The 25366-nt window shown below is 66.8% G+C and carries 25 protein-coding genes; 15 read left to right on the top strand and 10 right to left on the bottom strand.

The annotated features are described in order from the left end of the window. Positions 1–40 precede the first annotated feature (40 nt). Together hppD and hmgA are read left to right on the top strand one after the other, a co-directional pair. Positions 41–1153, top strand: a complete 1113-nt coding sequence (gene hppD, locus ACX9OT_RS16995; protein ID WP_277779208.1) for a 4-hydroxyphenylpyruvate dioxygenase — start codon at positions 41–43, stop codon at positions 1151–1153. Positions 1154–1238: 85 nt separating this feature from the next. Further along, on the top strand, positions 1239–2546 hold the full coding sequence (gene hmgA, locus ACX9OT_RS17000; protein ID WP_277779209.1) for a homogentisate 1,2-dioxygenase: 1308 nt from the start codon (positions 1239–1241) through the stop codon (positions 2544–2546). 81 nt (positions 2547–2627) lie between these two features. On the opposite strand, the gene ACX9OT_RS17005 is transcribed toward hmgA, so the two are convergent. After that, entirely contained in the window at positions 2628–3161 is a 534-nt protein-coding gene (locus ACX9OT_RS17005) for a hypothetical protein (RefSeq protein ID WP_049461227.1), read from the bottom strand. Positions 3162–3286: 125 nt separating this feature from the next. Here ACX9OT_RS17005 and ACX9OT_RS17010 point away from each other — a divergent pair, with 125 nt between their 5' ends. Next, entirely contained in the window at positions 3287–3940 is a 654-nt protein-coding gene (locus tag ACX9OT_RS17010; RefSeq protein ID WP_277779210.1) for a hypothetical protein, read from the top strand. Between the two features lie 73 nt (positions 3941–4013). Continuing rightward, entirely contained in the window at positions 4014–4979 is a 966-nt protein-coding gene (locus ACX9OT_RS17015) for a sodium:calcium antiporter (protein ID WP_277779211.1), read from the top strand. 448 nt (positions 4980–5427) lie between these two features. Here the strand turns inward: ACX9OT_RS17015 and ACX9OT_RS17020 are convergent, their stop codons facing one another. From ACX9OT_RS17020 to ACX9OT_RS17055, 8 genes are all read right to left on the bottom strand, one after another. After that, positions 5428–5817 (bottom strand): Na+/H+ antiporter subunit G, encoded by a 390-nt coding sequence (locus ACX9OT_RS17020; protein WP_049401677.1) that lies wholly within the window; start codon positions 5815–5817, stop codon positions 5428–5430. Beyond that, positions 5814–6098 carry a K+/H+ antiporter subunit F gene (locus ACX9OT_RS17025; RefSeq protein WP_005411334.1) on the bottom strand — a complete coding sequence of 95 codons (285 nt, stop codon included), beginning with the start codon at positions 6096–6098 and terminating at the stop codon, positions 5814–5816. Before ACX9OT_RS17025 ends, ACX9OT_RS17020 begins: the two co-directional genes overlap by 4 nt. Further along, a complete protein-coding gene (locus ACX9OT_RS17030) occupies positions 6095–6601 on the bottom strand; it encodes a Na+/H+ antiporter subunit E (RefSeq protein WP_071227672.1) in 507 nt (168 codons plus the stop codon). The genes ACX9OT_RS17025 and ACX9OT_RS17030 overlap by 4 nt, the downstream gene beginning before the upstream one ends. After that, entirely contained in the window at positions 6598–8133 is a 1536-nt protein-coding gene (locus ACX9OT_RS17035) for a monovalent cation/H+ antiporter subunit D (protein WP_277779212.1), read from the bottom strand. Before ACX9OT_RS17035 ends, ACX9OT_RS17030 begins: the two co-directional genes overlap by 4 nt. Continuing rightward, positions 8130–8522, bottom strand: coding sequence for a Na+/H+ antiporter subunit C (locus ACX9OT_RS17040; protein WP_049401674.1), 393 nt, complete (start codon positions 8520–8522; stop codon positions 8130–8132). Before ACX9OT_RS17040 ends, ACX9OT_RS17035 begins: the two co-directional genes overlap by 4 nt. Beyond that, entirely contained in the window at positions 8522–11353 is a 2832-nt protein-coding gene (locus ACX9OT_RS17045) for a monovalent cation/H+ antiporter subunit A (RefSeq protein WP_277779213.1), read from the bottom strand. Before ACX9OT_RS17045 ends, ACX9OT_RS17040 begins: the two co-directional genes overlap by 1 nt. Before the next feature lie 333 nt (positions 11354–11686). Continuing rightward, positions 11687–12172, bottom strand: coding sequence for an Mpo1 family 2-hydroxy fatty acid dioxygenase (locus ACX9OT_RS17050; RefSeq protein WP_005411329.1), 486 nt, complete (start codon positions 12170–12172; stop codon positions 11687–11689). A gap of 143 nt (positions 12173–12315) precedes the next feature. After that, a complete protein-coding gene (locus ACX9OT_RS17055) occupies positions 12316–13242 on the bottom strand; it encodes a phosphoribosylaminoimidazolesuccinocarboxamide synthase (RefSeq protein WP_032127159.1) in 927 nt (308 codons plus the stop codon). Between the two features lie 144 nt (positions 13243–13386). Here ACX9OT_RS17055 and ACX9OT_RS17060 point away from each other — a divergent pair, with 144 nt between their 5' ends. The 4 genes from ACX9OT_RS17060 to yegS all read left to right on the top strand — a co-directional run bounded on the left by ACX9OT_RS17060 (position 13387) and on the right by yegS (position 16200). Beyond that, positions 13387–13716, top strand: a complete 330-nt coding sequence (locus ACX9OT_RS17060) for a J domain-containing protein (RefSeq protein WP_277779214.1) — start codon at positions 13387–13389, stop codon at positions 13714–13716. A gap of 30 nt (positions 13717–13746) precedes the next feature. Then, positions 13747–14421 (top strand): ribulose-phosphate 3-epimerase, encoded by a 675-nt coding sequence (gene rpe, locus ACX9OT_RS17065; RefSeq protein WP_032127160.1) that lies wholly within the window; start codon positions 13747–13749, stop codon positions 14419–14421. Positions 14422–14480: 59 nt separating this feature from the next. Further along, entirely contained in the window at positions 14481–14963 is a 483-nt protein-coding gene (locus tag ACX9OT_RS17070) for a GNAT family N-acetyltransferase (protein WP_032127161.1), read from the top strand. 301 nt (positions 14964–15264) lie between these two features. Further along, a complete protein-coding gene (gene yegS, locus ACX9OT_RS17075) occupies positions 15265–16200 on the top strand; it encodes a lipid kinase YegS (protein WP_032127162.1) in 936 nt (311 codons plus the stop codon). A 15-nt stretch (positions 16201–16215) separates the two neighbouring features. Here yegS and ACX9OT_RS17080 read toward each other — a convergent pair whose 3' ends face one another. Beyond that, the gene (locus ACX9OT_RS17080) at positions 16216–17079 is read right to left on the bottom strand and encodes an ankyrin repeat domain-containing protein (RefSeq protein WP_230080636.1); all 864 of its coding nucleotides are present in this window, start codon (positions 17077–17079) and stop codon (positions 16216–16218) included. Positions 17080–17184: 105 nt separating this feature from the next. Here ACX9OT_RS17080 and ACX9OT_RS17085 point away from each other — a divergent pair, with 105 nt between their 5' ends. The 7 genes from ACX9OT_RS17085 (at position 17185) to ACX9OT_RS17115 (ending at position 25263) form a co-directional block, all read left to right on the top strand. Beyond that, positions 17185–19542 (top strand): Tle-like phospholipase domain-containing protein, encoded by a 2358-nt coding sequence (locus ACX9OT_RS17085; protein WP_277779215.1) that lies wholly within the window; start codon positions 17185–17187, stop codon positions 19540–19542. A 178-nt stretch (positions 19543–19720) separates the two neighbouring features. Further along, a complete protein-coding gene (trpE, locus tag ACX9OT_RS17090) occupies positions 19721–21196 on the top strand; it encodes an anthranilate synthase component I (protein ID WP_049424043.1) in 1476 nt (491 codons plus the stop codon). A 67-nt stretch (positions 21197–21263) separates the two neighbouring features. Next, a complete protein-coding gene (locus tag ACX9OT_RS17095) occupies positions 21264–22043 on the top strand; it encodes an SIMPL domain-containing protein (RefSeq protein ID WP_049461246.1) in 780 nt (259 codons plus the stop codon). Positions 22044–22045: 2 nt separating this feature from the next. Further along, positions 22046–22633, top strand: a complete 588-nt coding sequence (locus ACX9OT_RS17100) for an anthranilate synthase component II (RefSeq protein WP_049424046.1) — start codon at positions 22046–22048, stop codon at positions 22631–22633. Positions 22634–22649: 16 nt separating this feature from the next. Next, on the top strand, positions 22650–23681 hold the full coding sequence (trpD, locus tag ACX9OT_RS17105) for an anthranilate phosphoribosyltransferase (protein WP_182266817.1): 1032 nt from the start codon (positions 22650–22652) through the stop codon (positions 23679–23681). Positions 23682–23755: 74 nt separating this feature from the next. Next, positions 23756–24550: an indole-3-glycerol phosphate synthase TrpC gene (trpC, locus tag ACX9OT_RS17110; RefSeq protein WP_049401666.1), complete on the top strand. Its 795-nt coding sequence runs from the start codon at positions 23756–23758 to the stop codon at positions 24548–24550. Continuing rightward, entirely contained in the window at positions 24547–25263 is a 717-nt protein-coding gene (locus tag ACX9OT_RS17115) for a haloacid dehalogenase-like hydrolase (RefSeq protein WP_277779216.1), read from the top strand. Before trpC ends, ACX9OT_RS17115 begins: the two co-directional genes overlap by 4 nt. Positions 25264–25366 lie beyond the last annotated feature (103 nt).

A 25366-nucleotide genomic window follows, 5' to 3' on the forward strand; every position in this document is an offset into this window, starting at 1 on the left:
CCTGGTTTGTACCGATGCGGTACCGATTCGGAGCCACGCCATGAATACCGCAGTCCCGACCGCCTCGCACCCCAACCCCGGCATGCAGGTCACCACCTTCGAGAACCCGATGGGCATCGACGGCTTCGAGTTCGTCGAATTCGCCGCCCCGGCCGGCCGTGGCCAGGAGCTGCACGAGTACTTCCGGAAGATGGGCTTCAGCGCGGTGCTCAAGCACAAGCAGCGTCCGATTACCGTCTATCGCCAGGGCGACGTCAACTTCCTGGTCAATGAAGACCCGGATTCGTTCGCCTCGGACTTCGCCGAAAAGCACGGCCCGTGCGCCTGCGGCTTCGCCATCCGCTTCAAGAAGCCGGGCCAGGAGGTCTACCAGACCGCGCTGGGCAACGGCGCCGAAGCCATCGCCTTCAAGCCGGAGAGCAAGGCGGTCAGCGCGCCGGTCATCAAGGGCATCGGCGACTGCATGCTGTATCTGGTCGATCGCTATGGCAGCGCCGGCAGCATCTTCGATGGCGATTACGAGCCGATTGCCGGTGCCGACCTGCACCCGGTGGGCTTCGGCCTGACCTTCATCGACCACCTGACCCACAACCTGTACTTCGGCAACATGCAGCAGTGGTCGGACTACTACGAGCGCCTGTTCAACTTCCGCGAGATCCGCTACTTCGACATCAAGGGCCTGAAGACCGGTCTGGTGTCCAAGGCGATGACCGCGCCGGATGGCATCGTGCGCATCCCGCTGAACGAGTCGTCCGACCCGAAGAGCCAGATCAACGAGTACCTGGACGCGTACAAGGGCGAGGGCATCCAGCACATCGCCTGCTTCACCGAGAACATCTACGAGACCGTCGAAGCGATGCGCGCGCAGGGCGTGGACTTCCTCGATACGCCGGAGACCTACTTCGACGTGATCGACCAGCGCGTGCCGAACCACGGTGAAGACGTGCCGCGCCTGGCGAAGAACAAGATCCTTATCGATGCCGATCCGGAAACCCACCAGCGCAAGCTGCTGCAGATCTTCACCCAGAACTGCATCGGCCCGATCTTCTTCGAGATCATCCAGCGCAAGGGCAACGAAGGCTTCGGCGAAGGCAACTTCACCGCACTGTTCGAGAGCATCGAGCGCGACCAGATCCGCCGCGGCGTGCTGTAAGGTCTGCAGGCAATGTTGGCCTCTCGCCGACATTGCCTGTCCAAATGGTAGTGCCGGCCGCTGGCCGGCAATCTCTGGAGTTTCCATGTCCACCGCCATCTCCGCCCGCGGCTACCAGTCCGGCTTCGGCAACGAATTCGCCACCGAGGCCGTCGCCGGCGCGCTGCCGGTCGGGCAGAACTCGCCACAGAAGGTGGCCCACGGCCTGTACGCCGAACAGTTGACCGGCACCGCCTTCACCGCGCCGCGTGGCAGCAACCGCCGCAGCTGGCTGTACCGGATCCGCCCGGCGGTGACCCATGGCGAGTTCACCCCGTTCGCGCAGTCGCGGTTGCAGTGTGATTTCGGCTCACAGCCGGCCTCGCCGAACCAGCTGCGCTGGAGCCCGTTGCCGCTGCCGGAGCTGCCGACCGATTTTGTCGAAGGCCTGTACACGATGGGTGGCAACGGCTCGCCCGATGCGCATGCCGGCGTGGGCATCCACCTATACGCTGCCAACCGCGACATGGTCGGCCGCTACTTCTACGACGCCGACGGCGAGCTGCTGATCGTGCCGCAGCTGGGCGGCCTGCGCCTGCTGACCGAGCTGGGCGTGATCGAGATCGAGCCGCAGCAGATCGCGGTGATCCCGCGCGGCGTGCGCTTCCGCGTCGAACTGCCCGATGGCCCGAGCCGCGGCTATATCTGCGAAAACTACGGTGCGCTGCTGAAACTGCCGGACCTCGGTCCGATCGGGTCCAACGGCCTGGCCAACCCGCGCGACTTCGAAACCCCGCACGCGGCGTTCGAGGATGTCGATGGTGATTTCGAACTGATCGCCAAGTTCGAGGGCCGCCTGTGGCGTGCGCCGATCGACCATTCGCCGCTGGACGTGGTGGCCTGGCATGGCAATTACGCGCCGTACCGCTACGACCTGCGCCGCTTCAACACCATCGGTTCGATCAGTTACGACCACCCGGATCCGTCGATCTTCCTGGTGCTGCATTCGCCCAGCGACACGCCCGGCACCAGCAACATGGACTTCGCGATCTTCCCGCCACGCTGGCTGGTGGCGCAGAACACGTTCCGTCCGCCGTGGTTCCATCGCAACATCGCCAGCGAGTTCATGGGCCTGGTGCATGGCGCCTACGATGCCAAGGCCGAAGGCTTCGTGCCCGGCGGCGCGTCGCTGCACAACTGCATGAGCGGTCACGGTCCGGATGCGCCGACCTTCGACAAGGCCTCCAATGCGGACCTGTCCAAGGCCGATGTGATCAAGGACACGATGGCCTTCATGTTCGAGACCCGCGCAGTGATCCGCCCGACCGCACAGGCGCTGGCCGCCGGCCACCGCCAGGGCGATTACCAGCAGTGCTGGAACGGCCTGCGCAACAACTTCCGGTCGTCCCGCTAGCTTGGTGGGTGCCGACCTTGGTCGGCACGGATCCTGATCGCATCCACGCCATGCGTGGATGTTCTCCGCCGGAACCTGCGCTTACGCCACCTCCGCGAACGCGTCGCAATGCTCCAGCGGCAGGGCTTCCAACAGGCGCTGGCGTACGCGCTGGCAATAGCCGTCCGAGGTCAGCCCGGGCAGCATCTGCATCGCCGACTGCAGCCGCTGCAGCACCTCGTCTTCCGCACGCGCCTGCTGCAGGTCGCGGAACAGTGCAGCCGCCTGCGGGTGGCGCTGCATCTCCAGGATGCCCAGCACATAGATGCGCGCGGCCACCAGCGAGCGGCGGCGTTCGACCGCGGGTGCAGCAATTGCTGCAGGTGCGGCTGCCGGCGGTGTGGGCACCGGCGCTACCGCGGTTGCGGGCGACGGTGCTGGGACGCCAGTGCTCAGGTACCCCGCCTGCACAAGCTGGATGACCATCGCAGGTGCGTCCTGGCCGAGCAGGCCGGTCAGGTCGGCAATGGTGCGCTGGCCGTCGCACAGGATCAGCAGCCGGCGCTGGCGCATGTCCAGCGGCGCGCGGTGGGCCTGCAGCGCGGTTCGGGCGAGATCGGTCTTGCGCGGTTGCATGGAAGGGACGGCCAGGTCGGTGCTCGCCGAGCCTGAACGAAGGCGATGAAACCGCGATGACAATGCAGCGCCTGCACACAGGATGGGCTAGCGTGCAGCCACCTTCGTGCCAGGGAACCGCACCGATGAAGCACCTTCCGCTTGCTGGTCTGTTGCTCCTTTCGCTCACCGCCTGCGGCGGCCAGGACAAACAGGGGGCGGCCGGCAGCGGCAGCGATACCCCGGCCGAAACCGCCTCGGCGACGGGGCCCGCGCAGTCGACGGATCCTGATCTGGCAGCCCGTCCAGCCAATGACCGCCGCGAGGACAGTCCCGCGCACCTGGAGGGCTTCGCCGGCGCGAAGCTGGGTGCCGGCATCGCTGAGGTCCGCAGTGGCTTCGGCGCGCCGTTGCAGGGGCTGGGCACCGATGCCAGTGGCAAACCGCTGCAGGTCGACGACAGCAACGATGGCTGCTATTTCCTGCGACCGCAGAATGCCGAAGACCCGCGCCTGATGATCGAGGGCCGCAAGCTGGTGCGCTACGACGTGCGCAGCGCCGCCATCATCGCACCGGGCGGCGGCAAGGTCGGCATGACCCTGGGCGAGCTGCAGGTGCTGTATCCCGAGCGCGGTGACGTCGTCCCCGACAAGTACGACGAGAAGGCCCAGCACCTGCGCGTGCGTCCGGCGCAGGAGGGTGGGGCGGTGATCGATTTCGCGCTCGGTGCGGACGGCCGGGTCGGCGCGTGGCGGGTCGGGCAGACCCCGCAGGTCGATTATGTGGAAGGCTGTGGCTGATCCTTGATCCACGGCCCAGCCATGCGCGCGGGGCCAGCGTAGAATCGCGCCACGACCGCTGGGGGAGTGCTCGATGATCGCCATTGCCATTGCCTGGTTCCTGCTCGGCCTGCTGCTGCTGGCGCTGGGCGGGGACTCCATCGTCAAGGCCGTGTCCGGCCTGGCGCAACGCTTCGGGGCCAGTCCGTTCACGGCTGGCCTGTTGCTGCTCGGGGTGACCACTTCGCTGCCGGAACTGGCGGTCAACGCGCGCGCGCTGGCGGTCGGTCAGCCGGAGCTGGCGCTGGGCAACGCGGTGGGCAGCAGCATCGTCAACCTCGGCCTGACCCTGGCCGTGGCGGCCATGGCTGCGCCACTGCTGCTGCGCGCGCGCCTGCAGACGGTGCTGTGGTGGTCGCTGCTGGCGGCCGGCGTGGTGCTGATCCTGTTCGGTCTTGATGGCGGCCTGGCGCGCTGGGAAGGCGGCGTGCTGGTGGCTGGTTTCATCATCGTGCAGGTGGTGCTGCTGCGTCGTGGCCGCAGCGAGAGTGCGGAGGTGCAGGCAGCCATCGCTGAGTCCGCACTGAGCCGCACCAGCCTGCCGTTGAATGTGCTGCGGGTGCTGATCGCGGCGCTGGCGCTGTACTGGGGCGCCCGCCTGGTGGTCGGTGCGGCGGCGGACTTCGGTGTTGCACTGGGGTGGACGCCGCTGCTGGTCGGTCTGCTGCCGGTCGCGATCGGTACCGCGTTGCCGGAGGTGGCAACCGCGATTGCTGCCGCACGCCGTGGCCATGGCGACATGGTGCTGGGCCACGTGCTGGGTTCCAGCGTGGTCAACCTGTTGCTGGTGATTGGTGCGATGGCCGTACTGCAGCCGCTGGCCCTGCCGGCCTCGTTCGTGCGCCTGGAACTGCCGGCGCTGCTGGCCTTCGCACTGGTGCTGTACCCCATGCTCCGCGGCGACCTGAAGATCAGCCGCGGCGAAGGCGCGATCCTGCTGGTCGCGTTCGCGGGCTGGTTCGTGCTGGAGCTGCTGTTGGTGGGCGCACCGGCGTTGTAGATCCACGCCACGCGTGGATGCGGTTGGTTCCGTGCCGACCAAGGTCGGCACCTACCGGCCACCTCGCCGATGATGCGGTAGCTGCCAACCTTGGTTGGCACTCGGGGAAACAGAGCGCCGACCAAGGTCGGCCTCTACCGGGCATTGCAGTCGGTAGATCCACGCATGCGTGGATGCGGTTGGTTCCGTGCCGACCAAGGTCGGCACCCACCGGTCCACCCACCGATGATGCGGTAGCTGCCAACCTTGGTTGGCACTCGGGGAAACAAAGCGCCGACCAAGGTCGGCCGCTACCGGGCATTGCAGTCGGTAGATCCACGCCATGCGTAGATGTGGTTGGTTCCGTGCCGACCAACGGTCGGCACCCACCACCGATCACCCGGTGGGTGCCAACCTTGGTTGGCACTCAGGGAAACAAAGCGCTGACCAAGGTCGGCCGCTACCGGATTCACCGGTTCTGCGTGGTTTCTTCTTCCCGCACCGGTTCCGGCGGCGGCAGCTGCTCTTCAGCAGCCGGCTCGTTGCCGGGCAGGCTGGGGCGGGTTTCCATCAGCAGCGACAGCGCGGCCTTGGCCATCATGTGCGCGCTGATCGGTGCGGTGATGAACAGGAACACGGTGATCAGCAGCTCGCGCGGCTGCGGGTCCTGGCCGAGGAAGATGTGGTAGCACACCGAGCACACCAGCACGCAGCCCACGCCCAGCGTGCTGGCCTTGGTCGGTGCGTGCAGCCGCTTGAAGAACGTGGACAGCTTCACCAGGCCCAATGCACCGACCAGGATGAAGAAGCAGCCGAACAGCAGCAGGATCGACAGGCCGATCTGGATCGCGGTGATCATTCGACGATGTCCCGGCGCAGCACGAACTTGCTCAGCACCACGGTGCTGCCGAAGCCCAGCATGGCGATGATCAGCGCCGCCTCGAAGTAGATCGGCGAGTTGAGGTACATGCCGAACAGCATCAGCTCGGCGATCGCGGTCACCGACAGCGTGTCCAGCGCGAGGATGCGGTCGGGCACGGTCGGCCCGCGCAGCAGGCGCCAGGTGGCCAGCAGCATGGCCAGGCCGACCACGTGCATGCACACCACCAGGGTGGTCTGGATGACTTCAAAACCGGTCATGGGAAGATCTCCATCAACGGCGCCTCGTAACGGCGCTTGATCGTATCGATCAGGTCCTGCGGGTCCTCCAGGTGCAGCACGTGCACCAGCAGGAACTTGCGGTCGTCACTGAGCGCGGCCGAGACCGTGCCCGGGGTCAGCGTGATCATGCTGGTCAGCGCGGCGATGCCGTGGATGTTGGCGATGTCCAGCGGCAGCCAGATGAAGCCCGGATGGATGTTCTTCTCCGGGCCCAGCACCTGCACGGCGACGCGGATGTTGGACATCAGGATGTCCCACAGGGTCACGCACAGCAGCCTGGGCAGTGGTCGCAGGGTACCGATGCGGGCGAACTCGCGGTCCAGGCGCGCGGCGAACAGCGGCACCACCACGCCCAGCACCAGCCCCAGCACGAACTGGCCGAGGGTGAAGCTGTCGGACATCAGCAGCCAGAACGCCACCACCATGATGCTGAGCATCGGCGAGGGAATGATGCGGCGGAACAGGGAACGCTGGGCGGTCATGGCTGGCGGATCTCCGGCGTGGTCGCGCGCAACTGCTGCACGTACTCGCTGGGGTGCAGCAGCTGTGCGGCGGTGGCGTCGGTGTAGCGCATCAGCGGTGCAGCGGCCAGGGTCATGCCGATGCCGCAGGCCAGCAGGATGCAGGCCGCGTACAGCTCGACCCGGCGCAGGCGTGCCTTGCGCGGCTTCGGTGCATCGGCCTCGACCGGCGGCACGCGCCAGAACAGGCGGATGCCGCCTCGGGTCAGGCCCATGATCACCAGCAGGCTGCTCACCAGCACTGCCGTCCACACCGGCGCGGTGTACTGCGCCGGCATGCCGGCCAGCAGTGCGGCCTTGGCCAGGAAGCCGGACAGCGGTGGCAGGCCGGCCACGGACACCGCGCCGATCAGGAACAGCACCGCCGGCGTTTCCTTGCCCGGCATCGGCGCGACTACTTCCTTGCGGTCGCTGGCGCCACCGCGGCGGCGGCGGATCAGGTCGGCAATCAGGAACAGTGCGGCGGCGACGAAGCTGCTGTGCGGCAGGTAGTACAGGCCGGCGGACAGCACCTGCGGCGTGCCTACCGAGAAGGCGATGAACAGCGTGGCTGCCGAGACGATCACCAGATACGAGATCAGCACGCGCAGGCGGGTCGCGGCCAGCGCACCGAGGCCGCCAAGCACCAGCGTTGCCACGCCGGCCCACAGCAGCCAGTCGCGGCCATAGCCGGCCATCGCACCGGCATCGTCGCCGAACCACAGCATCTGGATGCGCAGCACCGAGTACAGGCCGACCTTGGTCATGATCGCGAACAGGGCGGCCACGGCGGCCGGTGCGCGCGAATAGGCTTCCGGCAGCCACAGGTACAGCGGCATCAGTGCAGCCTTGGCGCAGAACACCAGCAGCAACAGGCCCATCGTGGCCTTTACCAGAGTCAGCTGCGCCGGCGGCACCTCGGCAATGCGCTGTGACAGCTCGGCCATGTTCAGCGAGCCCAGCGAGGCGTACAGCAGGCCCAGTGCGATCAGGAACAGGGTCGAGGCGGTGACGTTGAACACCACGTAGTGCAGGCCGATGCGCATGCGCAGGCCGCGGCCGCCACTGAGCAGCAGGCCGTAGGAGGCGATCAGCATCACCTCGAAGAACACGAACAGGTTGAAGATGTCGCCGGTCAGGAATGCGCCATTCAGGCCGACCAGCTGGAACTGGAACAGTGCATGGAAGTGTGGTGCACGACGGTCCCAGCCCGAGCAGGCATGCAGCAGGCAGGGAATGGCCAGCAGCAGGGTGGTCAGCAGCATCCACGCCGACAGCCGGTCGGCCACCAGCGCGATGCCCAGACGCGACGGCCAGTCGCCGAGCAGGTAGACGTTGATCTCACCAGTGGCGGTGGTGGCAAACAGCAGGCCCACCGCCAGCGCCAGCGCCGACAGCGCAGTCCAGGCCACCGCGCGCTGCACCTTGGGGCCATAGCGGCGGTGTTCGACGAACAGCGACAGTGCAGCACCCAGCAGCGGAATCAGGATGGGCAGGATCACCAGGTGGTTCATGCGCGGTCCTCGCCCTGGCGCGGCGGCATGCGCTCATCCTGCAGGTCGTCATCCGGCTCGTGGGCGTCCACGTGGTCGCTGTGGTTGTCGCTGCGGCTGCGCATGGCCAGCACGATGCTGACCGCGGTCATCGCGAAGGCGATCACGATCGCTGTCAGCACCAGCGCCTGTGGCAGCGGATCGGTGTAGTTGCCCAGGTGACTGTCCACGCCTTCCTGCAGCACCGGTGCCTTGCCCAGCACCACGCGGCCACCGGCGAAGATCAGCAGGTTGGTGGCGTAGGACAGGAAGGTCATGCCGAGGATCACATCGAAGCTGCGCGCACGCAGCAGCAGGTAGATGCCGATGGCGGTCAGTACGCCGATCGCGGTAGCCAGGGCCAGTTCCATCAGTGCATCTCCCCGGTGCGTGCCGAACGGCGTTGCAGGTCGATCTCACCCTTGCGGGCAGTGCGGGTACGCGACGGCTTGATCGTGCCCATCATCGACAGCATCAGCATGGCGCCACCGAACACGACCAGATAGACGCCGATGTCGAAGCCGATCGCACTCGCCAGCGGTACGTCGCCGATCAGCGGCAGGTGCAGGTCGAGGTGGCCGCTGGTCAGGAACGGCACGCCGAACAGCATCGACGCGCTGCCGCTGAGCAGGGCGATCAACAGGCCCGTGCCGATGCAGCGGATGTAGTCGAAGCCGAAGCGCGATTCCACCGACGCGGTGCCCTGGATCACGTACTGGATCAGCAGCGGCACCGCCAGCACCAGGCCGGCGATGAAGCCACCGCCCGGCGCGTTGTGGCCGCGCAGGAACAGGAAGATCGATACGGTCAGGGTCAGCGGGAACATGATCTGCGCCAGGTCGGCCGGCACCGGCAGCTTGATTGGCGGGCCGGGCATGATCTGCTCCGGCGCCATGCGGGTGCGCCGCAGCAGCGCGTGCACCACCAGCGCGGCGATGCCGAACACGGTGATCTCGCCGAAGGTATCGAAGCCGCGGAAGTCGACCAGGATCACGTTGACCACGTTCTGGCCGTAGGCCTCGGGCAGTGCCCGGCCCAGCAGCTCGCCGGCCATGGTGTTCGGCGGCAGGGTCATCGCGGAGTAAGCCAGCGCGCCAAGGCCGGCACCGGCGATGATCGCGATCACCGCATCGCGGCGCTTGCGCCAGCGTGGCCGCTCCGGCCCGGACTGCGCGGGCAGGTAGTTCATGCCCAGCAGCATCAGCACCAGGGTCACCATCTCCACCAGCAGCTGGGTCAGGGCGAGGTCGGGCGCGGACAGGAACACGAAGGTCAGCGCCACCATCAGGCCGACGCCGCCGACCAGCAGCACCGCCAGCAGGCGCTGCTTGTAGACGCGAAGGGTGGCGACCGCACAGGCCATCATCACCAGCCACAGCGCCCAGCCCAGCAGCGGGATCGGCTGCGGCGCGGTCCAGTTCGGCGAGGCCGGATTGGCCACGAATGGTGCGGCGGCGACCACGATCGCCACCAGCACCAGGCCCAGCAGCATGCGCTGCAGGCTGCCGTTGGCGATGCCGTTGGTCAGGCGCATGGCCAGCGCGGAAAGCGCATCCAGCTGCGCATGGAACACATTGCGGCCGGTGGTGCGGGTTTCCACGCCGTGCAGATTGATCAGCCTGCGCAGGCCGAAGTACAGCGCCACGCCACCGACCACGCCGATCGCACTCATTGCCAGCGGCAGGTTGAAACCGTGCCATACCGCCAGGCTGTACTCGGGCATGGCATTGCCGAGGATCGAGGCCGCGGCGGCATGCAGCACCGGCGCCACGGTCAGTGCCGGGGCGATGCCCACCGCCACGCAGATCACCACCAGCAGTTCCACCGGCACCTTCATCCAGCGCGGCGGCTCATGCGGCACGCGGTCGAGGTCGTGCGGGCCGGGGCCGAAGAAGGTGTCGTGCACGAAGCGCAGGCTGTAGGCCACGCCGAACACACCGGCCAGCAGCGCCGCGATCGACACCGCCGTGCGCATGGCGCCCGGGCCGCCGCCGGCGGTCAGCGCTTCGGCGAACAGCATTTCCTTGGACAGGAAGCCGTTGAGCAACGGGATGCCGGCCATCGCCAGCGAGGCGATGATCGCCAGCGCGCTGGTGAATGGCATCAGTTTGCGCAGGCCACCCAGCTTGCGCATGTCACGGGTGCCGGTTTCGTGGTCGATGATGCCGGCGGCCATGAACAGCGAGGCCTTGAAGGTGGCGTGGTTGAGGATGTGGAACACGCCGGCCACCACCGCCATCGGCGTGGACAGGCCGAACAGCAGGGTGATCAGGCCCAGATGGGAAATGGTCGAGTACGCCAGCAGGCCTTTCAGGTCGTGCTGGAAGATCGCGTTCCAGGCGCCGATCAGCAGGGTCAGCGCGCCGACGCCGCTGACCGTGTAGAAGAACAGGTCGCTGCCGGCCAGTGCCGGGTGCAGCCGCGCCAGCAGGAACACACCGGCCTTCACCATGGTGGCCGAGTGCAGGTAGGCCGAGACCGGGGTCGGCGCCGCCATCGCGTGCGGCAGCCAGAAGTGGAACGGGAACTGCGCGCTCTTGGTGAAGATGCCGGCCAGCACCAGGAACAGTGCGTACGGGTACAGCGCGCTGGCGCGGATCTGCTCGCCGGCGGCCAGCACCACGTCCAGGTCGAAGCTGCCCACGATGCGGCCGATCAGCAGCACGCCACCGAGCAGGGCCAGGCCACCGCCGCCGGTGATCACCAGCGCCATGCGTGCGCCTTCGCGGGCGTCCTGGCGGTGCGACCAGAAGCCGATCAGCAGGAACGAGCTGATGCTGGTCATTTCCCAGAAGATCATCAGCAACAGCAGGTTGCCCGACAGCACCATGCCCAGCATGGCGCCCATGAACAGCAGCAGGTAGCAGTAGAAGCGGTGGGCGTTGTCCTGCTGGCTCAGGTAGTAGCGCGCATACAGCACCACCAGCGCGCCGATGCCGAGCACCAGCCCGGCGAACATCCAGGCCAGGCCGTCCAGGCGCAGGGTGAAGTCCAGGCCGATCTGCGGCAGCCAGGGCACCAGGGTGCGGACCACCTGGCCATCGAGCACCGACGGGGTCAGCCAGCCGAGGATGGCCAGTCCGCCCAACGGCGCCAGCGCCGCCAGCCAGGCAGCAGTCGAGCGCGAACTACGGGGGAAGGCCGCAACAGCCGCTGCCATCAGGAAAGGCAGGGCCAGCAGCAGGGGCAGGCTGGGGAGCATGCAGGGAATCCATGATTCACGAGCAGGTCAGGGAGGATAACAGGCTGCGAAATGTCGCCGAAACCCATCGAACAGCGATCAATTGCATGTAACGTCCGCTGATTCATTTTTTCTGCAGCGCAGCATCACGTTGCTGCGGTCCCTCCCCGGTTGCCCTAGGAGGACACCCTACGCCCACGCAGGGAGACCGCAGGCCCTGTCGCACAGGGGCTGCCGTCGACGGGCGGGAGGTGGGGAACGGATCACCGGTGCAGGCTGGCAGGGCCGTCGTGGAGTGCGGGTGACGGAATCTGCCCGTTCAGGAAACGAGGGGCACCGTCGGCCACGGGCAGGTCAGTAGCGCCAGTCGAGCTTGCGGTAGAACTTGGCCATCACCCAGGCCGGGCCGATCAGCAGGTAGGTCAGGTCGGTCAGGAAGCTGGGCTTGCGGCCCTCGAACTTGTGACCGATGAACTGGGCGATCCAGGCCACAACGAATACACCCACCGCCAGCCAGAACAGGTTATGCAGGCCGATCTCGGCCTCCAGCAGCCTGCACAGGCAGCCGAACACGAAGAACTGGATGAGCATGCCGATGCCCAGCGGGCGCGACAGCTTGTTGTAGAAGCACCAGGCGCTGAACATCGCGAACGCCGACCAGATGCCGTACTGGAACCAGGTGATCAGCGGCGGCAGGCACCACAGCAGGGCCACCACCGACCACAGGATTGCCGGCACCGCCACCACGTGGATGCGCTGGTTGATGACATTGCGGTGGTCGTCGGAGTAGCTGGCGAAATAGCGGTCGATCGGCCGCGCAAGCTCGGTGGATGTCTGCATGCTGCGTTGCTTCCTCGGACAACGGTAGTGCCGGCCGCTGGCCGGCAATCCAGAGCATAGCCGAGTTCGCGAGGTTGCCGGCCAGCGGCCGGCAGTACCGCATTCAGAACGCCCCCAGCCAGACCGGCGTGGGGCGCAGGGCATCAGTCGACGCTGATCCCGGCCAGGCGCTGCAGCGCCTCGGCGTACTTGGCGCGGGTGCGCTCGATGATCTCGGCCGGGATGGTCGGGCCCGGGGCGGTCTTGCCCCAGTCCAGCGTCTCCAGGTAATCGCGCACGAACTGCTTGTCGTAGCTCGGCGGGCTGGTGCCCACTTCGTACTCGTCGGCCGGCCAGTAACGCGAGGAATCCGGCGTCAGCATCTCGTCCATGATGTACAGGCGGCCATCGGCGTCGGTACCGAACTCGAACTTGGTATCGGCCAGGATGATGCCGCGCTCGCGGGCGTATTCGGCGGCGAACTTGTAGATGCGCAGGGTGGCATCGCGCACGCGCTCGGCCATCTCGGCACCGACCTGCTTCACCATCGCATCGAAATCGATGTTCTCGTCATGGTCGCCCACGGCGGCCTTGGTCGAGGGGGTGAAGATCGGCTCGGGCAGCTGCTCGGCCTGGCGCAGGCCGTCGGGCAGGTCGATGCCGCTGACCTTGCCGGTGCGCTGGTAGTCCTTCCAGCCGCTGCCGATCAGGTAGCCGCGGGCGATCGCTTCCACCGGCACCGGCTTCAGCTTGCGGGTGACCACCGCGCGCTTGGCGTACAGGGCCGGGTCCACGCCTTCGGGCAGCACGCTGGCCACGTCGATGCCGGTCAGGTGGTTGGGCATCAGGTGCGCGGTCTTGGCGAACCAGAAGTTGGAGACCTGGCAGAGCATCTCGCCCTTGCCCGGGATCGGGTCGGGCAGGACCACGTCGAACGCCGACAGGCGATCGGTGGCCACCATCAGCAGGTAGTCGCCCGGCGGGGTCCCTGCTGGCAGCCGCTCGCGCGGGATATCGAACACATCACGCACCTTGCCGCGATGGCGCAAGGGCAGGCCGGGGAGATCGGATTGCAACAGCGTGGTTGGCACGGGCACTCCTGGGGCGTTGTCGATACGGCTGCTGCCCAACGGACCCGGCGGGCCCGCTGACCAGCGGGCGGCCTAGTGTAAAGCCGTCCGGGCCCGCTGTGACGTAAAATGAGCGTCCATTTCGTCGGTCGACCCCGGAGCGCCATGCGCTGGTACGGAAAACTGCTCGGATTCATCGCCGGCGCCCTGCTGTTCCGGCCCAATCCGCTGTTTGGCGCGGTGGTCGGCCTGTTGATCGGCCATGCCTTCGATTCGGACTGGTTCCGCCTGAACAAGGAAAACCCGTACCGGGAGCTGGGGCTGACCTCCGAGGCCACCGATGCCGAGGTCGAGCGCGCCTACCGCAAGCTGATTTCCCAGTACCACCCCGACAAGCTCGGCGGCGCGGCCCCCGAGCTGCAGCAGCAGGCCGAGCAGAAGTCGCGGCGGATCAACTCCGCCTACGACCGCATCAAGACCCTGCGCAAGCGCTGACCCTCTTTCCTACCGTTGCAAGGCCCGGCCATGTCCAACTGCCTCATCGCCCCCTCCATCCTGTCCGCCAACTTCGCCCGCCTCGGCGAGGAAGTCGACAACGTCCTCGCCGCCGGCGCGGACTGGGTCCACTTCGACGTGATGGACAACCACTACGTGCCGAACCTGACCATCGGCCCGATGGTCTGCCAGGCGCTGCGCAAGCACGGCGTGACCGCGCCGATCGACGTGCACCTGATGGTCGAGCCGGTGGACCGCATCATCCCGGACTTTGCCGAAGCCGGTGCCACCTACATCAGCTTCCACCCGGAAGCGAGCCGCCACGTGCACCGCACCATCCAGCTGATCCGCTCGCTGGGCTGCAAGCCGGGCATCGTGCTCAATCCGGCCACCCCGGTGGATATCCTCGACTGGGTACTGGACGACCTGGATCTGGTGCTGCTGATGTCGGTCAACCCGGGCTTCGGCGGCCAGGCCTTCATTCCCTCGGCGCTGGACAAGCTGCGCGTGGTGCGCAAGATGATCGATGCCAGCGGCAAGGACATCCGCCTGGAGATCGACGGTGGCGTGAAGGCCGACAACATCGGCGAGATCGCTGCGGCCGGTGCCGACACCTTCGTCGCCGGTTCGGCCATCTTCAACGCCAAGACCAGCTACCAGGACGTGATCGCGCAGATGCGCGCGAACGTCGCTGCGGCGCGCTGACAAAAAAGGGACGGAGGGGATTAAGCTCGCCTGATTCCCTCCGTCTCCCTTTTCCGCCCATGGCTCTGTTGAACATCCGTCCGGCCACCGTGGCCGATGCCGGCCTGATCCTGCATTTCATCCGCGAACTGGCCATCTACGAGAAGGCCGAGCATTCGGTGCAGACCGATGAGATCGGCATCGCCGAGAGCTTGTTCGGTGCCGATGCCACGGCGCGCGCGCTGATCTGCGAAGCCGACGGCGAGCCCATTGGTTACGCCGTGTATTTCTACAACTACTCCACCTGGCTGGGCCGCAAGGGCATCTACCTGGAAGACCTGTATGTCAGCCAGGAAAAGCGCGGCGCAGGCGCCGGCAAGGCGCTGCTGAAGTACATCGCACGCCAGGCCGTGGCCGAGGGTTGCGGTCGTTTCGAATGGTCGGTGCTGGACTGGAATACCCCGGCCATCGAGTTCTACACCGCCGCTGGCGCCACGCCGCAGGACGAGTGGACCGTGTACCGGCTGCAGGGCCAGGCATTGCACGATTTCGCCAACGGTTGAGGCGAAGTGCATCCACGCATGGCGTGGATCTACCCACCTGGTGTGCGCGAACCGCAGCCTGGTGTGCGCGAACCGCAACCCGGTGGGTGCGAACCTTGGTTCGCACTCCCTACGCACCAAAAAAAAGCCACGCCAATCACTGGCGTGGCCTCGCTGCATGCGTGGGAGGCTGATCCTGCCTCCATCCGTCGTCCCTGCTATGGCCTTCCATTCTCCAGCAGCTGAATGACACCTGCGTGACATTCACTGCGGACAAACGGCGCATTGCTAGCCTGTGCCACCCCCGTCCTGGAAGCACCGCATGACCACCCCGCGCTGGCGCCTGATCCTCAACGGAAAATCCGCAGGCAATGACGAGCTGCGCGACGCGGTCGGTCATTGGCGTGGGCAGGGCGTGCAGCTGGAAGTGCGGGTGACCTGGGAAGACGGTGACGCCGAACGCTACGTGGCCGAGGCGATCGATCATGGCGTGGACGTGATCGTGGCCGCCGGTGGCGACGGCACGCTCAGCGCGGTGGCCGAGACACTGGCGCATCGTGAGGAGCCGGCAGATGCGTTGCCCTCGCTGGCGCTGATCCCGATGGGGACCGCCAACGACTTCGCGACTGCGGCCGGCATCCCGACCGAGCCGAAGGCGGCCTTGGCCTTGATCGGGCAGGCCACGCCGCATGCCATCGATCTGCTGCGCGTGGACGCCGATGGCACGCAATGGTGGTGCGCCAACCTCGCCAGCGGTGGCTTCGGCACGCAGGTGACGGTGGAGACCGATGCCGGCCTGAAGAAGATGCTGGGCGGGCTGGCCTACGTGATCACCGGCATTGCCAAGCTGGGGCGGATCGAGCCGATCCATGCGCGCCTGTCGGGCCCGGATTTCGCGTGGGAAGGCGACTTCATCGCGCTCGGCATCGGCAATGGCCGCCAGGCCGGTGGTGGCCAGCAATTGTGCCCGCAGGCGCTGATCGATGATGGGCAGCTGGACGTGACGGTGCTTCCGGAGCTGGAAGGTGAAGTCACCGCCACGCTTGGCCAGATGCTGAAGTCCGGCACCCAGGCCGCGCTGGAACAACTGGCGACGCGCGCGCGCCTGCCGTGGCTGCAGGTGGAATCCGAGCGTCCGTTGACGCTCAACCTGGACGGCGAACCGGTACAGGCGCGCCAGTTCCGCATCGCGTGCGTGCCGGGCAGGGTGCGGATGCACCTGCCCGTGGGCTGTGCCCTGTTGTCCGAGCCGCGCTGAGCCGGACCGGAAGTCCTACAACGGGGGGATGTCCTGCTCCTTCGCCGGGAACCCGAATGCTTCACGCTTCTCGCGGATGTACTGCGGCAGCGGCGGCCGGGCAATGCCGTGATCGATCAGCCACTGCTGGCACTTCTTCTGCCAGGGCAGCAGGTCCGGTGTGGTGATTTCCCAGTAGATGGCTTCGACCATGGCCATCCGATCCGGCGCGCCCGGTTGCGCCGATGACGGCGATGCAATCGTGGGGTCCGCACCATGCTCAAGCAGCCAGTAAGCCTGCTCGAAGCCGCCACGGCCGGTGTACCAGCTGAGAACGGTATCGGCCTGGCCGATGTTGGATTCGTTGACGTGCGCGCCTCGCTCCACCAGCAGCTGGATGTTCTTCCACAGGTTGCCGGAAATGAAAGCCTGGAACAGCAGCGTTTCGGTGTTGGAGGTGCGCGTGTCCGGGTCGCCGCCATGATCCAGCAGCAGGGCCAGGTAGCGCGGATCGTCCATCTTCGCGGCATAGACCATGGCGTTGTTGTGGCGGAACGTCTCGCCGTCCAGCGTTTCAATACGCCGTGCATTCGGGTCGGCGCCGTTGTCGAGCATCGCGCGCAGGCCTTCCAGGTTCTGTGCGCGCAACGGCCACGCGATGAGCGGAATGCCATCCTGCTTCGAGAACTCCTTGTCGGGGTTCACGCCTTCGGTCTTGATCAGGCGCGTGATCGTCGCTGCATCACCCTGTTCGGCGGCGATGGCCAGTTCAAGTGCCTTGCCCTCGAAATAGCGCTCCGCGCCATGTGAAGACGTGCGCGCGCAGGCGCTCAGCAGCATCAGCAGCATCAGCGCCAGGCAGGAAAATGGCGTAAAGGAACTGTGAGGGTGACGGTGCATGTGATCCCTTGACATGGACGCGTTCGGGGGATGATAGCGTTGGCCGTGGTCATTCCAGCAGGTCCTGGATGACCGTGTCTTCACTGATGAGCAATGGAGTCTGCCATGAGCGGTCACGATCCCGAGCAGCAGGAACGCCTGTTGCAGGCCCGCGCCAAGAGCGTCCAGGCGCAGCAGCACCTGGTCGAGCAACTGCAGGGAGGTGGACATGCCACCGAGGCGGCGCGCTTGCGCGAGACCTATCACGCCCGCGAGCTGGGTTCGCTTGCTGATGATGTGTATGCCTCGGCAAAGGGCAAAGGTGAGCCGCCGGTCGGGTGGACGCGAGCCAGTGCCGTGACCGACCCGGACACGCTCAAAGCGGCGGGCATCAGCCTGGGAGCGGCCGACCTGAAGAAGCTGATGCGGCCGAACGATTCTGGCTTCCGCGCAGAGATCTACATTCCGGACAAAAGGGTGTTCGGTGATGACGCCAAGCCGGTGCTGGTGTTCAAGGGATCAACGGGCGAAATCATCGATCCCCGGGCGAAAGGCGGGCGGCGTGAATCCGGAGGCGAGGATTTCCTCAACAATGGACGCCAGGGCGTAGGCATGCAGAGTGACTACTACGATCGGGCCATGGCACTGGCGAGTCGCTTGAAGACCTCTGGTACCCAGTTTGAACTCGCCGGTCATTCGCTTGGCGGCGGCATGGCCTCTGCCGCTTCGGCGGTTACCGGTGTACGTGCGACCACCTTCAATTCGGCCGGGCTGCATCCGGCCACCGCCGATCGCTACGCGAAATCCCACGGATTGCCGGTATTCAACACGCGCGACACGGTGCACACCTACCAGACGTCGGGTGAAGTGCTCAACGATGTGCAGAATGGATTGAAGCGGCTCAACGAGCATCACCGGCAGGGCTTTGGCCTGTTGGCCAGCGAGACCAGCCAGCTGCTGCGTCAGCCCGGCGTGCAGCAGATGGTTACCCGCAAGCTGCAGGAGATGATGCCGGCGGGTGCGCAGACGGCCACGGCCCAGCTGGTTGACCAGCTGGCGTCGAAATCCGGGGCAGAGGCATTGCGCAATGTTCCGGTGGCCGCGGGCAGGATGGAACTGTTGCTGGACGCCAAGACCGAAGTGAACGGAAAGGTGGTGGATCGCCGTCATCGAGAAGCGCCAAGCCAGCTTGCCGAATACGGTGGCCCGCTGGCCGAGGTGCTGATCGCAGGTGCGCGCGGCATGCGTGCCGGACGGGTTGCCGGTGAACATGTCGAGCAGGTCGGCGCGCTGGCGGGCCGGGGCATGAGCTTGTCCGGCGTGGCCGTCGAGCGTGCGTCGACCCTGCAGGGAAATGCGATCGGCACCGTGGTCGACTACGGTGGCAAGAGCATGCGGGTGGGCATCGAAGGCGGTGCGACGGTCATTGCCAAGGGTCGCGAGCTGCAGGGTCTGGTCGAATCGGTCAGCCACCGCGTGCAGGCCAAGGGCAGTTACGGCTGGAACATCGGGGCCAGCGTGCTGGGTGCGCTCGGTGCCGACGACATGGCCAGACAGATGCGTGAGCACGGTGATGCGGCGCGCAATCAACACGAAACCAAGGCCCGTGAAGCCACCCGTGAAGCGGCGGCGGATGCCGGCCGCATCCGTGCCGGCGGCCATCATCTGGGCGGCCAGCTGCAGCAGGGCGTGCATGGCGTGGCCAATGGGCTGCGCAACGGCTATGCCGTGTACGGCGCGACTTTCCACATGGGCATGAACTGGAGCAGCCATCAGATCACCGGGCTGACCTCGCAGGCGCCGGCCGTGCTGGCCGGCACCGTCGGGCTGGGCGCGATGGCCAACAAGGGCATTGCCACGCACCTGCCCACGCCGGCACTGCCGCAGAACCTGGTCAACCTGGCCAAGACGTCGTGGGTGATCGGGCGCGGCAGTGCCACCATGGGGGAGTCGGTGGACCGGCATGGCATGAGCGAGACGATGAACCCCAGTCTCGACGCGGCAATCGCGAGCCAGGAGGCGGCCGCGCGCAAGCTGCTTGGGCGGCCGCATGCGCAGCTGCAGGAGGGGGGCGCGAAGATGCCCGCGCTGAACGATCCGGGGCACATCGATTTCCATCTGTTCAAGGGCGCGCAGACCGGCGTGCACGGCCTCGATGTGGCACATGGCCGCATCCCGAACCTGCAGAGCGATCAGCTGGCCGGGGCGTTGGCTGCGCAGGCCAAGCGCGAAGGGTTGCAGGCCATCTCCCATGTGCTGCTCAGTGACGACCGCACGCGGGCATTCGCGATCGACACCCCGGATCTGCAGGCGGCCCACCGCCGACATGCGCATGTGGACGTGGCGGCCGGCATGGCCCAGCCGCTGGCCGTGAGTACGGCGCAGGTTGACGCCCTGAACACCGGTCGCGAACAGGCGACGGCAGCCGGACTGGCCCAGCAACAGGGGCTGGAGGCCCAGGAGAACGCCCGGCGGATGGGCTAATGGCCGAATGAACCGCGACGCCGCGACGGGGTTCCCCTCCCGCCCCGGCTGCGATACAGTCAAGGGGTGTCCAGCCTGACGACCCCGCATACCCTTTCTTCCGCACGCCGTTGGTGGCGATGGTGGCCCGTTGCCGTCGTCCGCCCCCATAACGCTGTGTCCCGGAAGGAAAGTCGTCTTGAACTCGCACGCTCAGTTTCAGCTGCAGGCCGCTGAAGGCCACACCCATATTCCCGTCGTCCGTGAAGTGCTGTCCGACCTGGACACGCCGCTTTCGGTCTATCTGAAGCTCGCCGACGGCCCCAATACCTACCTGTTTGAATCCGTCGAAGGCGGCGAGCGCTTTGGTCGTTACTCGATCATCGGCCTGCCGGCGCGCCGCGTGTATGCCTTCCATGGCCACACGCTGACCGTGCGCGAAGACGGCCAGGTGGTGGACACCCGCGAGGTGGCCGACCCGTTCGCCGAAGTCGAGGCGCTGCGCAGCGCCCACTCGGTGCCCAAGCTGGAAGGCCTGCCGGGCTTCACCGGCGGCCTGGTCGGCTGGTTCGGTTTCGAGTGCATCGGCTACATCGAACCGCGCCTGGCTCCGCCGGCAGGCCGCGACGAGCTGGGCACGCCGGACATCCTGCTGCTGGACTCCAACGAGCTGGCGGTGTTCGACAACCTCAAGGGCCGGCTGTACCTGATCGTGCATGCCGACCCGCGTGTCGAGGGTGCGTTCGAGCAGGCCCAGGCACGCCTGGATGCGTTGACCGCCAAGCTGCGCGCACCGGGGGCCGGCTATCCCGCACCGCTCAACAGCGACGTGCTGGACGAGTCCGATTTCGTCTCCGGGTTCACCCGCGAAGGCTTCGTCGATGCGGTCCAGCGCAGCAAGGAATACATCCGTGCCGGCGACATCTTCCAGGTGGTGCTGAGCCAGCGCCTGAGCGTGCCGTTCAAAGCGCGCCCGGTGGATGTGTACCGTGCGCTGCGTGCACTGAACCCGTCGCCCTACATGTATTTCCTTGATGTCGGCGACCTGCAGGTGGTCGGTTCCTCGCCGGAAATCCTGGTGCGTTTGCAGGATGGCGAAGTGACGGTGCGTCCGATTGCTGGCACCCGGCCGCGCGGTGCCACTGTCGAACAGGACCTGGCGCTGGAAGCCGAGCTGCTGGCCGATCCGAAGGAGCGCGCCGAGCACCTGATGCTGATCGACCTCGGCCGCAACGATGCTGGTCGCGTGTCCAAGGCCGGCACCGTGGAAGTGGGCGAGCAGTTCGTGATCGAGCGCTACAGCCACGTCATGCACATCGTCAGCGAAGTGACCGGGCAGCTGCAGCCGGGCCTGAGCTATGCCGACGTGCTGCGTGCCACCTTCCCGGCCGGTACGGTCAGCGGTGCGCCGAAGATCCGCGCGCTGGAAGTGATCCGCGAGCTGGAACCGATCAAGCGTAATGTCTACGCCGGCAGCATCGGCTACATCGGCTGGCACGGCGATGCCGATACCGCGATCGCGATCCGCACCGCCGTGATCAAGGACGGCCGCCTGTATGTGCAGGCCGGCGCCGGCATCGTCTACGACTCGGACCCGGACAAGGAATGGGACGAGACGATGAACAAGGGCCGCGCGCTGTTCCGCGCCGTCGCCCAGGCCGCCAAGGGCCTGTAAGCCTGCCTCGCCACGGTCGCTGCGCCGTGGTCGTTCCGCCGTTCCCGTTCAAGACAAGGAGTACCGCATGAAGCTGCTGAGCGCATTGCTGTGGTCGTCACTGCTGGCCACGATGGCCCCGTCTGCGTGGGCGCAGGCCAATACCATTCCCTCGCAGCCGCACCTGCTGGTGAAGGGCGAGGCGCGCCGCGAGGTGATGCCGGACCGGTTCGGCCTGCAGTTGAACATCGAAGAGACCGACATGGATGCCGACGCCGCGCGCCGCCGCGTGCAGGACAACGTCGCGCGCGTGCTGGCGCTGTTCAAGCAGCACAAGGCGGTGGAGGGCAGCGTGCGTGCGGACAATCTGCGGATCGGCCCGGCCACGCGCTATGAGCAGAACCGGCAGGTCTTCGTCGGCACCCGCGTGTCGCGCCAGCTGCGTGCCAGCTTCGCCAGCGTGAAGGCGATGCAGGACGTGCTGGGTGCACTGAAGGCCAACGAGAACCTGCAGGTCAGCAGCGTGGCCCCGACCTACTCGGGCGAAGTGGCGCTGCGGCGCGAACTCAAGGGTGAGGCCGCCGCGTCGACGCGCCAATCCGCGCAGGGCCTTGCCAATGCCTACGGCACGAAGCTGCGCGGGCTGTACAGCATCTCCGATGTGGCGCCGAACTTCGCCTATGGCGTGCAGGCGGGCAATTGGCCCAGAAGCGACGACATGGTGACACCGCCATCGCCGCCGTCACCTGCGGCGCAGATGGACATGATCGAGACCACTGGCTCACGCCTGCGCGAATCCATCGAAGCCGGCCCCATCACCTACACCGAAAACGTGTACGCCATTTTCCTGATAAGCGACGGAACCTGACCATGTTGTGGATGATCGACAACTACGACAGCTTCACCTACAACCTCGTGCAGTACCTGCAGACGCTGGGCGCCGAGGTCAAGGTGGTGCGCAACGATGCGATGAGCGTGGACGAGATCGCCGCGCAGAAGCCTGAGCGCATCGTCATCTCGCCCGGCCCGTGCACGCCCAACGAAGCGGGCGTGTCGCTGGAACTCATCCAGCGCCTGGGCCCGACCACGCCGATCCTCGGCGTGTGCCTGGGCCACCAGGGCATCGGCCAGGTCTACGGCGGTACGGTCATCCGCGCCGGCAACATCATGCATGGCAAGACCTCGCCCATCCGCCATCAAGGCAAGGGCGTGTTCGCCGGCCTGCCGGACCGTTACCAGGCCACCCGCTACCACTCGCTGGTGGTGGACAAGAACAGCCTGCCCGATGTGCTGGAAGTGACCGCCTGGACCGAGAACGACGACGGCTCGATCGAAGAGATCATGGGCCTGCGCCACCGCCAGTTCCCGGTGGAAGGCGTGCAGTTCCATCCCGAATCCATCCTCACCGAACATGGCCACGCCCTGCTGCGCAATTTCCTGCAGCGTCCGGCGGCCTGATCCAAGGAGCATTCCCATGAGCTTCTCCCCCCAGGAAGCCCTGCAACGCACCATCGAACACCGCGAAATCTTCTTCGACGAAATGGTCGACCTGATGCGGCAGATCATGCGCGGCGACGTGTCGCCGATGATGACCGCCGCCATCCTCACCGGCCTGCGCGTGAAGAAGGAAACCATCGACGAGATTGCCGCGGCGGCCACGGTGATGCGCGAATTCGCGCTGGCGGTGCCGGTGGCCGACAGCACCCACCTGGTCGACATCGTCGGCACCGGCGGCGATGGCTCGCACACCTTCAACATCTCTACCTGCGCGATGTTCGTCGCCGCTGCGGCCGGTGCGCGCGTGGCCAAACATGGCAACCGCAGCGTGTCGTCCAAGTCCGGCAGCGCCGATGCAGTCGAAGCACTGGGTGCGGCCATCGAGCTGCAGCCGGCGCAGGTCGCCGCGGCCATCGAACAGACCGGCATCGGTTTCATGTTCGCGCCGATCCATCACCCGTCGATGAAGGTCGTCGCGCCGGTCCGCCGCGAGATGGGTGTACGTACCATCTTCAACATCCTTGGCCCGCTGACCAACCCGGCCAGCGCACCGTCGGTGCTGATGGGCGTGTTTCACCCGGATTTAGTGGGTATCCAGGCACGCGTGCTGCGCGAGCTGGGCACCGAGCGCGCCATGGTGGTCTGGGGCCGCGACAACATGGACGAGATCTCGCTGGGCGCCGGTACCCTGGTGGGCGAGCTGCGCGACGGCAAGGTACGCGAGTACGAGATCCACCCGGAAGACTTCGGCATCGCCATGTCGGCCAGCCGCAACCTGCGCGTGGATGGCCCGGAGCAGTCCATTGCCATGCTGCGCGCCGTGCTGGACAACCAGCCCGGTCCGGCGCTGGACATCGTGGCCCTGAACGCCGGCGCCGCGCTGTACGTGGCCGGCGTGGCCAGCGACATCGGCGACGGCCTGGCCCGTGCCCGTGCCGCCATCGCCAACGGCAGCGCCCGCCAGCGCCTGCAGCAGTATGTAGAGACCACCCGCGCGCTGGTTGCCTGAGCGCGCGGTTCAGTCTGACCCTCTTGATGGCCGATAATGGCCGTCCTCACCGCCCCCGCACCGAATCGAAGACGATGAGCGACATCCTGCAGACGATCCTGGCCCGCAAGGCCGAAGAAGTGGCCCAGCGCCGTGCCCAGCGTCCCCTCGAGGACCTGCAGGCCGCCGTGGCCAGCGCCCCGCCGGTACGTGGCTTCGTGCGCGCGCTGCAGGCGGCAGTGGCCAACGGCGATCCGGCGGTGATCGCCGAGGTGAAGAAGGCCAGCCCGTCCAAGGGTGTGATCCGCCCGGATTTCCGCCCGGCCGACATCGCCGTCAGCTATGAGTTCGGCGGCGCCAGCTGCCTGTCGGTGCTGACCGATGTGGACTTCTTCCAGGGTGCCGATGCCTACCTGCAGCAGGCCCGTGAGGCCTGCACGCTGCCGGTGCTGCGCAAGGACTTCGTGATCGACGCCTACCAGGTGTACGAGGCGCGCGTGCTGGGTGCCGACTGCATCCTGCTGATCGTCGCTGCGCTGGACGACACGCAGTTGGCCACGCTGTCCGAACTGGCGATGTCGCTGGGCATGGACGTACTGGTGGAAGTGCACGACATCGACGAGCTGGAGCGTGCGCTGCAGGTACCGGCACCGATGATCGGCATCAACAACCGCAACCTGCGCACCTTCGAGGTGTCGCTGCAGACCACGCTGGACATGCAGAAGGCGGTGCCGCGCGATCGCCTGCTGGTCACCGAGAGCGGCATCCTCGGCCCGCAGGACGTGGCGCTGATGCGCGATGCCGGCATCCACTCGTTCCTGGTGGGCGAAGCCTTCATGCGCGTGGAAGAGCCGGGCGAGGGCCTGCGTCAGCTATTCTTCGCGGCATGAAAACGCACTATCCGACGCCGCGCGACGATGCGCCGCTGGTGGTCTTCGATTTCGACCACACCCTCTACGACGGCGATTCGGGTACTCACCTGTTCGCTTCGCTGATCAAGCGCAACCCGCTGCGCATGCTGGCGGCGCTGCTGGTCACGCCGATCGCCGGGCCGATGGTGGCGCTGCTGCCGACCCGCCGTACCGGCATTTCGGTCTATGTGTGGATCGGCAGCTTCGGCCTGCACCGTGCGCGCGATTTCAACAAGGTCATCGACGCCTATGTGCTGCGCAACGAGGCGCAGATGCGCGCCAAGCTGTTGCCACAGGCGCTCGAGGTGTTCGCCGCGCATCGGGCCAAGGGTGACCGCGTGGTGGTTGCCACGGGCGCGCCACCAGAGCTGGCACGCGCGATCCTGGCCTTCGTCGCCCACCAGGACGTACCGGTGATCGGCACCGAGGTCGGCCCACGGCTGGGTGGCGTCGGCCCGACCCGCCACTGCCACAACGAAGAGAAGATGCGCATGCTGCGCGAGCGCGGCTACGGCGACATCGATATCGCCTACTCCGACAGCAGCGCCGACCTGCCGCTGCTGCTGGCCGCCAAGGCGCCGGTGGTGGTGAACCCGAAGCCGGGCAGGGTGGACTTCTTCCGCCGCGTGCTGCCGGCCGGCACCCGCATCCTCAACTGGGGCTGCGTGGACCGCGGCGGCGACAAGGCCTGACCTCGCCGCACGGTGACGGATCTGCCGGCCAGCGGCCGGCACTACCCTTCTCCGTCCCGGTAGTGCCGGCCGCTGGCCGGCAAATGGTCCTGCGCCCGGCGAG

It is taken from the genome of Stenotrophomonas genospecies 3, from assembly GCF_054473855.1.

Coding starts and splice junctions, on each gene's coding strand:
- hppD (WP_277779208.1), top strand. CDS start 41: ATGAATACCGCAGTCCCGACCGCCTCGCACCCCAACCCCGGCATGCAG.
- hmgA (WP_277779209.1), top strand. CDS start 1,239: ATGTCCACCGCCATCTCCGCCCGCGGCTACCAGTCCGGCTTCGGCAAC.
- ACX9OT_RS17005 (WP_049461227.1), bottom strand. CDS start 3,161: ATGCAACCGCGCAAGACCGATCTCGCCCGAACCGCGCTGCAGGCCCAC.
- ACX9OT_RS17010 (WP_277779210.1), top strand. CDS start 3,287: ATGAAGCACCTTCCGCTTGCTGGTCTGTTGCTCCTTTCGCTCACCGCC.
- ACX9OT_RS17015 (WP_277779211.1), top strand. CDS start 4,014: ATGATCGCCATTGCCATTGCCTGGTTCCTGCTCGGCCTGCTGCTGCTG.
- ACX9OT_RS17020 (WP_049401677.1), bottom strand. CDS start 5,817: ATGATCACCGCGATCCAGATCGGCCTGTCGATCCTGCTGCTGTTCGGC.
- ACX9OT_RS17025 (WP_005411334.1), bottom strand. CDS start 6,098: ATGACCGGTTTTGAAGTCATCCAGACCACCCTGGTGGTGTGCATGCAC.
- ACX9OT_RS17030 (WP_071227672.1), bottom strand. CDS start 6,601: ATGACCGCCCAGCGTTCCCTGTTCCGCCGCATCATTCCCTCGCCGATG.
- ACX9OT_RS17035 (WP_277779212.1), bottom strand. CDS start 8,133: ATGAACCACCTGGTGATCCTGCCCATCCTGATTCCGCTGCTGGGTGCT.
- ACX9OT_RS17040 (WP_049401674.1), bottom strand. CDS start 8,522: ATGGAACTGGCCCTGGCTACCGCGATCGGCGTACTGACCGCCATCGGC.
- ACX9OT_RS17045 (WP_277779213.1), bottom strand. CDS start 11,353: ATGCTCCCCAGCCTGCCCCTGCTGCTGGCCCTGCCTTTCCTGATGGCA.
- ACX9OT_RS17050 (WP_005411329.1), bottom strand. CDS start 12,172: ATGCAGACATCCACCGAGCTTGCGCGGCCGATCGACCGCTATTTCGCC.
- ACX9OT_RS17060 (WP_277779214.1), top strand. CDS start 13,387: ATGCGCTGGTACGGAAAACTGCTCGGATTCATCGCCGGCGCCCTGCTG.
- rpe (WP_032127160.1), top strand. CDS start 13,747: ATGTCCAACTGCCTCATCGCCCCCTCCATCCTGTCCGCCAACTTCGCC.
- ACX9OT_RS17070 (WP_032127161.1), top strand. CDS start 14,481: ATGGCTCTGTTGAACATCCGTCCGGCCACCGTGGCCGATGCCGGCCTG.
- yegS (WP_032127162.1), top strand. CDS start 15,265: ATGACCACCCCGCGCTGGCGCCTGATCCTCAACGGAAAATCCGCAGGC.
- ACX9OT_RS17080 (WP_230080636.1), bottom strand. CDS start 17,079: ATGCACCGTCACCCTCACAGTTCCTTTACGCCATTTTCCTGCCTGGCG.
- ACX9OT_RS17085 (WP_277779215.1), top strand. CDS start 17,185: ATGAGCGGTCACGATCCCGAGCAGCAGGAACGCCTGTTGCAGGCCCGC.
- ACX9OT_RS17095 (WP_049461246.1), top strand. CDS start 21,264: ATGAAGCTGCTGAGCGCATTGCTGTGGTCGTCACTGCTGGCCACGATG.
- ACX9OT_RS17100 (WP_049424046.1), top strand. CDS start 22,046: ATGTTGTGGATGATCGACAACTACGACAGCTTCACCTACAACCTCGTG.
- trpD (WP_182266817.1), top strand. CDS start 22,650: ATGAGCTTCTCCCCCCAGGAAGCCCTGCAACGCACCATCGAACACCGC.
- trpC (WP_049401666.1), top strand. CDS start 23,756: ATGAGCGACATCCTGCAGACGATCCTGGCCCGCAAGGCCGAAGAAGTG.
- ACX9OT_RS17115 (WP_277779216.1), top strand. CDS start 24,547: ATGAAAACGCACTATCCGACGCCGCGCGACGATGCGCCGCTGGTGGTC.